This window comes from Pyrodictium occultum, from assembly GCF_001462395.1.
In the GTDB taxonomy this organism is placed as follows: Archaea; Thermoproteota; Thermoprotei_A; order Sulfolobales; family Pyrodictiaceae; genus Pyrodictium; species Pyrodictium occultum.
The window spans coordinates 1190970-1202888 of sequence record NZ_LNTB01000001.1; the positions used below are offsets into that span (position 1 = coordinate 1190970).

Genomic DNA, 11919 nt, shown 5'->3' on the forward strand with positions numbered 1-11919 from the left:
AATGTAAAATGCTAGGGCGACTCAAGCCTTTTCAACAACTCTTCTAGCGCCTTCTTGGCCTCAGTCCTCTCCTCCTGCCTCCTTCTCGCGTAGAGCCTGCGCAGCTTTGGAAACCATACAGGCTTCGGGCAGATACTGCGCTCGGGACAGGCTAGGCAGCAGTAGGGGCAGACATTCCGCTCACTGTGAAGCCAGCACTGCTTCACTGGGTAGTGGCGCCCGCATATACTGCAGCGCTCCCAGAATATGCTCAATACTTCAAGCACCCGGTACGGTGTATGCCCCCGCGTCCCAAGCTATAAATGCCATGAGGCCCCGGGTTGACTAGATAGGGTTTATCCCGGGTGTCTCCGCGCTGTACTGGCGACGGCTGACCGATGAGTAGCCAGTAATCGCGGCGGGGCACAGCTCTCGGGGCTCTGCCGCCCCGTGGTGTAGGCTGGCACGAGGGATGATGCCGTAGCCGCCTTGTGCGGTATAAGAGTTATTTGCGCGTTAACTCTGGGCTAGCTGGGATGCCTCCATGCAGCGCGTAGTGGTAGAGGTCGATATGGCTAAGTACAAGATGGTGGATCTTCCAGGCGATGAAGCTCTAAAACTTCTAGAAAAGATTGGTGAGCTTAGAGGTGGGCTTACGCCGGATATGCAGGAGGTTATAAGGTATATTAGGAATTTCGACGAGTTCTACACGTATATGCGCAAGAAGTTCAAGGACTATATTGCGCCGCCGCACAAGCCGGAAGACTATATCAGGGGTGCAGTAGTTGTGGACAAGATCAAGCTCTATAAGGAGGACGAGGAGAAACGGGTTGTAATAGTGTTTGATAGGAGAGTAGACGTTGACATCATTGTCGACGCGCTACGGGCGCTGGGCTACAAGGTCGAAATAAAGAAGGTGTTTTAGCTTGCAGGCCCGGAGGTTATGCAGGCTATTTCCTTCTACGTCTCCTACCCAGGGTAGGCACTTTCACCGCACTAAGCATGCTAGTGGCTTCGGCCTTCCCGACCTCCCCCTTTACATACTTCTCAAGTATCTCTGTGCGCTTAACCATGGCCTCGAGGAGAGCTGCGTTAATATCGATAGCCTCCTCCTCAACTTCTTCCTCACTCTCGTGGGCCTTCTCGCTGACTTCCTCGAATACCTCCTCCGACATTGCCGCCCTCACCCTAGCGTACCCGCCATCCCCCGGGTTTCCGGCAATAAACTCTTACCTAAACCTCTTCAATCACAACTCCCGGATAGTGATCACCGAGCAATATTTACTAGCAGTGGCGCGTCTAACCCTACATCGCCTACAACCACGTAGCCTTTCGGCAGCCTCGCTATTGTGTAAGCGAGCGCCTCTGGGGAGTCGTCGGCAGAGTTCTTCGAGATGGCCTCTGCCGCGAATTTTGCCTCTGCAGGATCTGTATGCCTAAGGCATATCACTGTACCCATGTTGGCCGCCACTGTCTTATCTATCTCGCTCGCTCTCTGGGTTACAAGAACTAGCATTACCCCATACTTCCTAAGCTCAGCAGCTATGAGGGCTACTATGTTACGTTTTCTCGTCTTGCGCGCGAAGAGGTGTGCCTCGTCTATAAGGAGTATGTAGCGCAGCTTGTCCGAGGGGCCTAGCCTCTTAACCATGTAGTACAGTTTGTAAAGTAAGGTGTCCGTGTATAGTATCATTTGCTCCCTCGTAGCCAGCCGGGATAGGTCAAAGACTATGGCTGCTGTCCTGCTGCCAGGCAGGGGGAACGGCACACTGCTCCCTCCGAATGCCGTGGCTAGGGACGACAGGTACATAGCTACTATGCCGGCCCTGGGCTCCTTCTTGGCCATACCCTCTAGTATCTTCACTACGTCGGTAATTGTTGGCAGCTTCCTGTTCCACGTTGAGGGATCGTCCTCCCTTATCCCGGCATTCTCGTAGGCGAGCAGGATGGCTTCTTCGAGTATTCTAGACTGTATCGGGCCCAGCTGGTAGAGCTCTGCTATGAGTTCTACAAGCTCCAATGCCCTCTCTCGGGGGCTTTGCCCTGTGAAGTCAAGGGGGTTGGGTGCCTCCTTGGAGGCGTCTACTATCCTCACGCCGGGTACCCCGCCGAGCATTGTGGAGTATTCTCCATGGGGGTCTATGACCAGCAGTATTGGGCTCTTGGCTTCCTCCAGTATTGATCTTGCTAGCCGGATTGCTGTGGACGACTTGCCCGCCCCCGTCGTTCCTGTTATCAGCACGTGAGGGTTCTCTCGTGTTGTGGCTGTGGCCAGGCGGTAGTCCACCCTCGGGTAGCTCGGCGCCCACCAGGCGCCTGTTATCGGCTGCGTCTGTGTTATAGTGTAGCGTATGGTGGGGGCATAAACCATCACGGCTTCAAGGACGCCTAGCCGGTAGCCGGTGCGCTCGGCGAGCCTTAGTGTAGTGGGTAGTGCTTCGACGGGGAGTACTGATACCATTGCCACTAGCAGCAGTGGTTGTGGCAAGGCGAGCGCGGCGACGAGCACCGGGAGGAGGAGGCCGGCTGTTAACGTGTCTAACGAGGATACAAGGGACACCGGTACTGCGAGGACCGCTGATGAGAGAAGCAGTGCCTGGTAGAGGCTCTGCCCGATGTAGTTTACCGGGTTCACCATCTCCTCTACAGGGAAGGCCAGCAGGGATGAAGTTATCAGTATGATGGCTGCATTTCTGCGTGCCGTGCAGAGGCTGTATTCCAGCAGGCTCGGCTTAATAGCCTGTAGGAGGTTCCTTGCCGCCACATCTATGTATGGCCTTGAGCGTATCAGCGATACAAGTCTCGCTATGAATACAGCTCCCGAGGCTACTAGAGCCAAGAGTAGGGGTATGTCTGAAGCAAAGCCTCTCCAGAGAGCCTCGATGCCGCCTTGGAGTGTGCCGGCCTGGCTCGTCCCGGGTTTTGAAATGCTTGATGCGAGCGAGTAGATGCCTATAGCCGCGTTGTGCAGCAGCGCGATTACCGCTATGGCGAGGGATCTTGAGAGGAGTGCAGCTACTACAGCTATGAGCGTCATCGATGATGTATAGCCTGTAGAGCCGCCCCAGGCGCTGAGGAGCGTGGAGACCAGCGAAAGTAATACTAGCGCTAGCACCCATGAACGGACTCTGGCGGTGGCGTCCAAGCCCCTGGCCCCTGGTGGTGGCCCGGAGCACCGGCTGCGGCCTAAGGGTGAAATAGTATACTATGACCAGGCGTAGTGATGGAAGAATCCGGGGCGCCTTCCGGCTGCTGCACCCCGTTCTCCAGAAGGTGCTAGCCCGCTATGGGTACATAAGGCTGACCGAGATTCAGGAGAAGGTGATACCGGAGGTTCTGCGCGGCAACCATGTGCTAGCGATAGCCCCCACGGGTAGCGGGAAGACTGAGGCAGCCCTCTTCCCGGTTTTCTCGAGCCTTATAGGTGCCCGGCCTGGCAGCGTGTACGCTGTCTACATAACCCCCTTGCGCAGCCTTAACCGCGACATATTCAAGCGCATGAAGTCTATAGCGGCAGCTATCGGGCTCGAGCTAGTGGTACGTCACGGCGACAGCACGGCTAGCGAGAAGAAGAGGTTCCTCGAGAACCCTCCGCACATAATGGTTACCACTCCGGAGTCCTTCTACTTCCTCCTGAGTGTCGATCGATTCCGCCAGAGTATAAGGGGGCTCAAATACATAATAGTTGACGAAGCACATGAGCTTGTCTCGGATAAGCGTGGTGCAGAGCTATCCCTGGCCATAGAGAGAGTGGCTAGACTCTATGCTAGGTCAAGGCTTCAGATAATAGGTCTCTCCGCTACTGTCAGCGACCCCTTCACCATTGCAAGGCTTCTCGCGGGCGATAGGTATGTACGCATCGTAGAGGCCGACGGCGCTAAGCGATACCATGTAACGGTTACGGCACCGCCGGCCTCTACGAGTGGTGATCCACAGAGAGAGCTTGCCTCAAGGATAGCGATAATAAAGAGGATAATAGAGGGGACTGGAGGCAATGTTCTGGTGTTCACAAACACGCGAGACACTGCCGAGGTACTAGGTGCCCTGCTCAAGCAGGCTCTCGGCGAGAATGCAGTAGAGGTTCATCACGGTAGTCTAAGCCGTGAGAGGAGGGTTGATGTTGAGCAGAGGCTCCGAAGCGGTGAAGTGAAGGCTGTTGTGGCCACGTCAAGCCTCGAGCTGGGTATAGATGTTGGCGCGGTAAGCAGGGTTATCCAGTACATGTCTCCGAGGCAGGTTGTGAAGCTTGTTCAGCGCGTAGGCAGGGCGGGGCACCGAGTGTCGGATGTGTCTAGGGGCGTTATAGTAGCTGCGGGCAATGTGTTTGACGTGCTTGAGTCTGCGGTTATAGCTGCAAGAGCTATGAGAGGTAATTTGGAGAAGTTTTGTTACCCAAGGAAACCCTATGACGTCCTTGTGCATCAGATTGCGGGGATGCTCGTAGAGCTGGGCGAGACAAGCATAAACACCATATATAATGTTGTGTCCGCTAGCGGCTATTATAGGGAGCTCAGCCTTGACGAGCTCCGTCAAGTGTTAAGCTACATGGAGGCTGCAGGTCTCGCAAGGGTTAGAGGGCATAGGGTCAGACTCGGCCCCGCCACGAAGAGCTACTACTTCACGGTCACAATGATACCGGATACCAAACAGTACAATGTATACGAGGTGGGCACTGGCAGGAAGATCGGTGTGCTCGACGAAGAGTTTGTAGCAACCCTAGAGCCTGGCTCGAAGTTCGTCCTGGGCGGGCAGACCTGGGAGGTGGTAAATGTAGAGGAGGCTGGAGTAAGAGTTAGGCAGACGAAGGAGGAAAGGCTGATCCCGCCTGCATGGGAGGGCGACCTAATCCCGGTAGAGTATAGCGTCGCACGTGAGATAGGTAGCGTGCTACGGCGCTACGAGAGGCTGGGAAGCAGTGTACTAGGCCTATACCCGCTTGACCCTAATGCTAGGCGTCTTGTCGACGAAACGCTGTCTAGGCACATTTCGAGAGGGCTGCCGCTGCCGAGCGACAGAAGGGTGGTAATAGAGCATTATGGAGACACCTTCATAATCTATAGTATGCTTGGGAGCAGGGGGAACAAGGCACTGGAGTACGTTATATCAGCCTATATATCGGAGATTAAGGGCTACTCCCCAGTAACTGCAAGCACACCCTACATTGTCGCAGTCCGGCTTGCATCCCGCGAGCACGCCGGCTTTATGGAGAAGGTGCTTCGTAGCATAGCCAGCCTGCCCCGGGACGAGGTGGAGAAGCTCCTGCATAAGGCGGTTCTGGGCAGCAGGCTATTCCAGTGGATTATGCTGCACGTTGCTGTGAGAAGCGGTGCCGTGCGGAGAAGTAGGGACATAGACATCAAGCGGGTTAAGTCGGTTATACAGAAGCTCAGGGACACCCTGCTAGGTATAGAGGCGTATCGTGAAATAGAGACACGGAAAATAGACTCCAGGATACTCTTAAAGTTTCTCGAGGATCTTAGAAGGGGCCGGATAGAGCTAGCCGTAGTGAGCCTTAGGACACCTTCTCCTCTCGCAGAGCATGCTTTAGCCGAGGCCAGGCTTGGAGACCGTGTAGTATCGAATAGCATACCCTCAACAGTGCTTGTCGAAGCCGTTAAGCGTAGGATAGAGTCAAAGGAGATCCTGCTACTCTGCCTAATGTGCGGTAATGTTTGGAGAAGGCAGCTAAAGCACCTGGAGAATGAGGTGAAATGTCCTCGCTGTGCCGCCCGCCTCGTGTACCCAGCCCTCTCCCAGGACCGCATAAACATGGCTAGGAGGCTTCTTGAAAAGAGGAGGAGAGGATCTCGCCTCTCCCCCCAGGAGAAGAAGGCGTTGAACGAGGTCATGGAGTCTGCCAATCTAGTACTTAGCTATGGCAAAAAGGCGGTGGAAGCGCTTGTGTCAACGGGTATAGGGGCCCAGACTGCTAGACGGGTGCTCCAGAAGCTAGTGTTTGGCGAGGATGCATTCTACCGTGCCATAGTAGAGGCGGAGGCGAACTATCACCGGTATAAGCATCGGCTCGAGAAAGGCTCGAGAAAAGGCAGGGCTAGCGGCGCCATGTAATACTTGCGGCCGCCCCCGGCTCAATACGCTTCCTAAAGGCGGGGCATGTGTAGGGGCGCATGAACAACATAGTGGAGTTTATCAACACACTTACAATAAAAGTGATAAGTATAGCATGGGGCCTCTTTCTGCTGACATGGAGCATAGGCTGGCTCCTCAGGGGAGCGCCGATACCCCTCCTAAGAGTCAAGAGGGTAGGTCAAGACTTCGTGGAGGACGCTGTTTGGGCGGCCTTCTGGCTAGCCCTGGGTTCCTCAATATTCGCCCTCGTATCCCACATAGTGAGCTCTATCGCGTCACCTCCCCCAGTACCCTTCAACGCCACCGCCGGCTAAGAGGGACCCTCCTTTGATACTGACGGGCTACTTCCTCCTAATAACAGCCCAGCTCGCAGTACTGACATACTATCTGGGAGTACTGTTGTACATGTTACCCATACCAGTGCGGGGGGTCAAGCGCTGGGCTCCAACGCTGATACAGGACAGCCTCTGGGCAAGCATATTGATGACACTATACTCGGCACTGCTCAGCTTCTCCGACAGCCTTGCCAGGCTTAGCGGCCACACCCTAAGCGAGATAATAGCATATATGGAGTTAACGCTCGAGAAATTCATACTAATGAACTATGCATTGCAGCTGCTTGTCGGTGTAGCCTCAATAGCCCATAGCCTCGTAGGCAGAATCTTTAGCATAATCACATTTCCCTTCTCACTAGTGATCCAGGGCATAGTAACGACTGCAGCGACGGTAGTTGTGCTAGCAAGCATAATCTCAGCGGCTAAGGCTAAGCTCACAGCTCTCGCAATAGCACTAATATCTATACCATTCCGTATAGGTAGGAACGCTGGCGCCTCGCTCCTATCATTTATCCTTGTAAGCAACATAATGCTCCCATTCCTACCTCAATGGATCAACTTGATATCTAGCAGTGTTGGCTCTGAGCAAACACTAGTGAGATCCAAGGCAGTGGAAGTCCTGCTAAACAATACAGAGCCGGTACATGTGTGGGGGGAGGTAAAAGACGCCTATAACTACCGTCCACCTGTAGGCTTAGTCAAGTTTATAAACAGCAATGGCGCAGTGTTCCAGTTCATAATCCATGTAGACGGCTGCTACTATGTCACCAAGCCGCTCAAGATGCTGCCCAGTGGAAGCTACAGAGTAGAGGTAGAGTACCTATCTGTGCTTCTCAACTCTAGCAAAGCTATCGTGAATCTTCCACGAGACGCTAGGCTGACCTACGAGCTGGACGAGGCAAAGTACCGCATGGATATAACCGTTGAGAGGGATGCAGTATTCATCGAACCCATAGGCCTTATGATAGTCAAGGGATGCAATATAGAAAATGTGTACCAGTCCCTTAAGATGCTAAAGCTTAAGTGCACACCGCTATCTGGCAACGTTAGGATCGACATATACTCCTTAGGCGCGAACGATGTCAAGCTGCAACCTAATACTCTAAACGGCGTCTACAACTACTATGTAAACATAAGCGAGAAGCCTTGGAGGGGCGTAAGAGTCTACGTAAAGACGATAACTCTAGAAATGGCTAATGCCTCAACAGCCCTCTCGCTAGAATTCTATAAGAATATCGACTATCATGAGCTTTACCAGCTGAATGATCTCGAGCTCTCGGAAGGCATGATTTATCCTGAGCGCTCGCTGGAAGATATTGCGATTGATATAATAGTTAATGGGATAACTTTCCCTCTTGCGGTTTTCTCCTACCTAACAGTTATGTCGATGGTGTCTTTGAGCCTTGCGAGGGTGATCGGTGCCTCGTATCCTCGTGTGATATTTGACTAATACCGTGCTGGTGGTGAATAAATTGAAGTTGGCGGTAACGTTTAGAAGATCCTTGTACATAGCTCTCGGCATCTCCCTTTATGGAGCCATGTATGGTATGCTATCAAAAAATATGTATCTATTTGTAATATCGGTAATAAATATAGTTATATTTATGCTTATAAGAAGTAGTTGGTGATAGCTATGATAATTAGCAGAATTATATCTAGTATCACTAATCATATATCTAAACTACGTAGGAGCAGGAGTTGGGCCAGCGGGATAGCGAGGGTGGGAGGGTTATGCGTAACAAACATCGGCTCTGGTATCAGTGGCGTTGTTGCTGAAGTTAAGGGTGACGAGCTCTGTTTTAAAAAGCTCTTCAGCGACAGGCTCAGCCTTATTGATAGCAGGATATGCGGCATCTTCATACTATATAGGCGTGTTAGGAGCAGCTACGCAGCTAGGCTGCTTGAATCTAAAATACTAACTTATGAGGTAGAATTGGAAAGGAATCCCGAAAATATGCGTGCACGGGTGAAACTGGATACGCTACGAGAAATCTATAGGACGATAGTAGAGCGCGATGAGCCTGTTGAGCCCTCCCTCCATATAATGGTTTGCGGGGGGCCAGAAACCATAGTTGACGTCTACCGCGGTGTCGCAGACTCCCTAGCGCTGTTAGGGTGTAAGCTCCGCCCTAAATGTGTTAGCGTAAATTTTTTGAAAAGTTTCAATAAGAGGGTTATACAGCCTCGCGGCCTCATTCTGGGCAAGTTCTGGGAGCTAGTGGATTACTTAGACTCTATGACACGGTATGTTGAGTCAGCGTTTGTGCCTATAGGCTATGACATCCTCCTGGGACGTATTGTAGGCATCCCGCTCTGGGATGACACTGGGGCGAGGCATACAGTTGTTGTAGGGCCTACCGGAAGGGGCAAGACGAGTCTTGCAGCACTGGTAGCTGTGCTCTCTTCTCTGCTGCATAACGCTACAGTGGTGGCGGTGGATCCCAAGGGTGATCTATGGAGCCTGTTATCCTGGAGCGGCCTAGCCGTCCATGTGGAGGTTGAGAGTAGCAGAGATGCAGCCTATCTTGCTTCTAGGATTCTTCGCGCCCTCGGCGAGAGCGTAGGAGGTATTGTGGTTGTGGACATACGGTACCTAAGTGAGGGGGAGAAATACCTGCATCTCGAAACAGCTTTGTCAGACGCCTTCTCGCTACTGCAAGGCGTTGGTAGAAGATCGCTCCTCATAGTCGACGAGTTCTGGCGGGTTAAGGAGAGCTATGTGGTCAGGAAGATCGTGAGGGAGGGGAGGAGCAGCGGTATTAGCCTCATGCTGGTCTCCCAGCAGCCGGAGGATTTCGGCCCCGATGTATGGAGTAACTCAAGCAACTCGGTGGTGTTCGGCTCTCACGACGAAACATATCTCGAGAGCATTAAGAGGCTTAGCGGGATGGCCTCTCAGGATGTCTCCTTTATCCGCCGTCTAGGGGTTGGAGAGGCGCTTGTGCAGTATCATGGCTCGCGGAGGGCTCTCCCGGTGAGAGTCCTCCAGGCACCGATAACAGTTAAGAATCCGGGTGTAGGCGGGACGGGCAGCTGGGGTAGGGTACGTTATGGGCAAGCGGCTGATAGTGCAGCGCAGAGGTAGGGGGTCGCCGCTATATCGTAGCAGGCCCTGGCTCCATCCGGCTCCAGCCAGGTATCCGCCACTCGTGCCGGTGACGCTCCGCGGTCGTGTAGTGGAGCTAGTGCATGATCCTGGCCGCTGGGTTCCTCTAGCTCATGTGGTTCTTGAGAATGGCGAGGAGTTCTGGATACCCGCTGCTGAGGGCATGTATGTGGGCCAGATAATAGAGGTGGGCCCGGATGCCAAGCCCTCCAACGGCAACATCCTCCCTATTGGCAAGATACCGGAGGGCACTCAAGTATACAATATAGAGGTAAGGCCTGGTGATGGCGGGAAGCTGGCCCGCTCCTCCGGCGCTTACGGCATCGTCCTCGGGCGTAGCGGTAATAAGACGATAGTCCAGCTGCCAAGCGGCAAGGTTAAGGAGATCCCTAATGACGCCAGGGCTACTGTAGGCATAGCTGCTGGGGGCGGCCGCCCCGAGAAGCCGCTGCTCAAGGCTGGTGCAGCCTACTACAAGTGGAGCGCGAAGCCGCACGTATGGCCACGCGTACGCGGCGTGGCAATGAACGCTGTGGACCATCCCCATGGCGGCGGTAGCCACCAGAGCCCAAGCTTCCCAACCACCGTATCGAGGAACGCTCCTCCAGGCAGGAAGGTTGGCCACATAGCTGCACGCTCCACGGGCCGCAGGAAGGGGTAGCGTTAAACCCCCTGCACGCGGCCCTGAAGCCGGCCTGGGGTGGGTATGAGTGCAGGCTAGGCCGCAGCTCGACGAAGAGATGAAAAAGTGGCTTGAAACGCTCCCGCCCGAGTGGCTTAAGTTCCGTTACCGCGGCTACACCTTAGAGCAGCTCCTCTCGATGCCTATGGATACTTTCATAAAGCTGCTCCCCGCGAGGCAGAGGAGGAGCCTCCTACGAGGCCTTACCGACGCCCAGCGCAGGCTCCTATGGAAGATACGGCGGGCCCGCCAGAAGATCTTGCAAGGCAAGAAGGTCGTGGTCAAGACGCACGTGAGGGATATGATAATACTGCCCGAGATGGTCGGCATGACCATAGCCGTCTACAACGGGAAGGAGTTCATCCCCGTGCGCATAACACCCGAGATGATAGGCCATTATCTCGGCGAGTTCAGCCCCACCTGCCGCCAGGTGCAGCACGGCGAGCCGGGTCTAAAAGCTACGAGGAGCAGCCTCCACGTAGCCCTCAAGTAGCTCCTGGCGCCGTTTTCCCTACCCAGCAGACTTTCCCCTCCCTCCTCCCACGGTACTCCCGGCAGTCCCTGCATCCTACTCTCCGAGGCAAACAACTGGCGACAACGAGGTGCTGCAGCTTTTGGCATCCAAGAAGCCTATAAAGGCAGTGATGCGGGAGAGGTACAACGTAACCAGCTCTGGCTACGACGAGCTTTATAGGAATGAGCAGTACGAGAAGTACAGGCTCGCTATGCGCCTCCTAGAGCCCCGGGGAAAGGTTCTCGACGACGGCTGTGGCACAGCCCTCCTCCTAGAATACCTATACACTACCGGCATGCTGGGAGGACTCCTCTACTACATTTGTCTAGACCTATCTCCCGGGATGCTTCGGGTCGCTAGAAGGCGCATAGCGAGCCTGAACCTGGGCCACCTGGTTGAGTGCATTGAAGCTGACGCGGAGAACATACCCCTACGCAGCAAGAGCATAGACTACACTTTCTCGTTCACTGTGGTAGATCTAGTCGAGGATAAAGCGAGAGCGTTGAAGGAAATGGACAGGGTGACTAAACTCTATACTATAGTGACCAGTTTGAAGAAGGCCCACCAGTTTGCCAGGAAGATTCCGAAATACGGGCTCTACGCGGGAGAGACCTCGAAGGACTATGTCTTCATACGTAAGAGCAGCCAGGGGCTCTGCCGGTTGATCCCTCATCACGGCTCTAGATGGTCAGCCTATCGGGCCCTCTTCACAGCCCCTCGGCAGTCTCCAAGCCTTACATCCAGATACTTCTTAACGGCGCTCTTGACCATATCGTAGACCTTGGGGGAGAACTCCACGCGTATACGCCTTCCATCGCGCAGCAGCACCTCCAGAAGGCCCGGCGCCAGCGTGGCTTCACGCGGCCTTGGACGCGGCTTTAGAAGCTTATACCCCACGATATCACAGTAGCTTATAACAACCTCCTCACCGCCCCGGAGCCTCTCCCTCCTCTTACGGAGGGAGTATATAAATAGGTCGACACGCCTCTGCAGCCCCGTCCTGGGCCTTATACTTTCCCAATGCTCGCCGAGATAGATCAGCCTTAACGCGTCCCTGTCAAACACCATGTCGTAGTGAAGCACGTCGGGGCCGCGGCGCACCCAGACGCTATATATAACGTTTGGCTCCCTACTCCCTCCGGTCAAAGCACGGCCCCGTAGGGAGGGGCTGACCCCTAATTCTCCTCATAAAGCCTCGCAGCCCATCTATGTA

Annotated in this window: 12 protein-coding genes; 8 read left to right on the forward strand and 4 right to left on the reverse strand. The window is 54.1% G+C overall.

The window, feature by feature from the left end:
- Positions 1-11: 11 nt before the first annotated feature.
- Entirely contained in the window at positions 12-254 is a 243-nt protein-coding gene (locus tag CF15_RS06295) for a hypothetical protein (protein WP_058371028.1), read from the reverse strand.
- 389 nt (positions 255-643) lie between these two features.
- Between CF15_RS06295 and CF15_RS06300 the strand changes: the two genes are divergently transcribed.
- On the forward strand, positions 644-904 hold the full coding sequence (locus CF15_RS06300) for a hypothetical protein (protein ID WP_236698161.1): 261 nt from the start codon (positions 644-646) through the stop codon (positions 902-904).
- A gap of 25 nt (positions 905-929) precedes the next feature.
- Here CF15_RS06300 and CF15_RS06305 read toward each other — a convergent pair whose 3' ends face one another.
- Together CF15_RS06305 and CF15_RS06310 are read right to left on the reverse strand one after the other, a co-directional pair.
- On the reverse strand, positions 930-1154 hold the full coding sequence (locus CF15_RS06305; RefSeq protein ID WP_058371030.1) for an RNA polymerase subunit Rpo13: 225 nt from the start codon (positions 1152-1154) through the stop codon (positions 930-932).
- Between the two features lie 92 nt (positions 1155-1246).
- Positions 1247-3094 carry an ATP-binding protein gene (locus tag CF15_RS06310; protein ID WP_168371320.1) on the reverse strand — a complete coding sequence of 616 codons (1848 nt, stop codon included), beginning with the start codon at positions 3092-3094 and terminating at the stop codon, positions 1247-1249.
- Between the two features lie 92 nt (positions 3095-3186).
- Between CF15_RS06310 and CF15_RS06315 the strand changes: the two genes are divergently transcribed.
- From CF15_RS06315 to CF15_RS08610, 7 genes are all read left to right on the forward strand, one after another.
- Complete coding sequence (locus CF15_RS06315) at positions 3187-6048, forward strand: DEAD/DEAH box helicase (RefSeq protein ID WP_058371032.1); 2862 nt, start codon at positions 3187-3189, stop codon at positions 6046-6048.
- Between the two features lie 59 nt (positions 6049-6107).
- Positions 6108-6383, forward strand: coding sequence for a DNA import protein CedA1 (gene cedA1, locus CF15_RS06320; protein WP_058371033.1), 276 nt, complete (start codon positions 6108-6110; stop codon positions 6381-6383).
- A gap of 13 nt (positions 6384-6396) precedes the next feature.
- Positions 6397-7854: a hypothetical protein gene (locus tag CF15_RS06325; protein WP_058371034.1), complete on the forward strand. Its 1458-nt coding sequence runs from the start codon at positions 6397-6399 to the stop codon at positions 7852-7854.
- A gap of 174 nt (positions 7855-8028) precedes the next feature.
- Complete coding sequence (locus CF15_RS08940; protein WP_168371321.1) at positions 8029-9489, forward strand: ATP-binding protein; 1461 nt, start codon at positions 8029-8031, stop codon at positions 9487-9489.
- A complete protein-coding gene (locus CF15_RS06335) occupies positions 9455-10171 on the forward strand; it encodes a 50S ribosomal protein L2 (protein ID WP_058371036.1) in 717 nt (238 codons plus the stop codon). The genes CF15_RS08940 and CF15_RS06335 overlap by 35 nt, the downstream gene beginning before the upstream one ends.
- Positions 10172-10250: 79 nt before the next feature.
- Positions 10251-10685, forward strand: coding sequence for a 30S ribosomal protein S19 (locus tag CF15_RS06340; protein ID WP_058371428.1), 435 nt, complete (start codon positions 10251-10253; stop codon positions 10683-10685).
- 121 nt (positions 10686-10806) lie between these two features.
- Positions 10807-11484: a class I SAM-dependent methyltransferase gene (locus CF15_RS08610; protein WP_083494537.1), complete on the forward strand. Its 678-nt coding sequence runs from the start codon at positions 10807-10809 to the stop codon at positions 11482-11484.
- On the opposite strand, the gene CF15_RS08945 is transcribed toward CF15_RS08610, so the two are convergent.
- Entirely contained in the window at positions 11400-11852 is a 453-nt protein-coding gene (locus CF15_RS08945; RefSeq protein ID WP_058371037.1) for a hypothetical protein, read from the reverse strand. The genes CF15_RS08610 and CF15_RS08945 overlap by 85 nt on opposite strands.
- Positions 11853-11919 lie beyond the last annotated feature (67 nt).

Coding starts and splice junctions, on each gene's coding strand:
- CF15_RS06315 (WP_058371032.1), top strand. CDS start 3,187: ATGACCAGGCGTAGTGATGGAAGAATCCGGGGCGCCTTCCGGCTGCTG.
- CF15_RS06335 (WP_058371036.1), top strand. CDS start 9,455: ATGGGCAAGCGGCTGATAGTGCAGCGCAGAGGTAGGGGGTCGCCGCTA.
- CF15_RS06340 (WP_058371428.1), top strand. CDS start 10,251: ATGAAAAAGTGGCTTGAAACGCTCCCGCCCGAGTGGCTTAAGTTCCGT.
- CF15_RS06300 (WP_236698161.1), top strand. CDS start 644: ATGCAGGAGGTTATAAGGTATATTAGGAATTTCGACGAGTTCTACACG.
- cedA1 (WP_058371033.1), top strand. CDS start 6,108: ATGAACAACATAGTGGAGTTTATCAACACACTTACAATAAAAGTGATA.
- CF15_RS06305 (WP_058371030.1), bottom strand. CDS start 1,154: ATGTCGGAGGAGGTATTCGAGGAAGTCAGCGAGAAGGCCCACGAGAGT.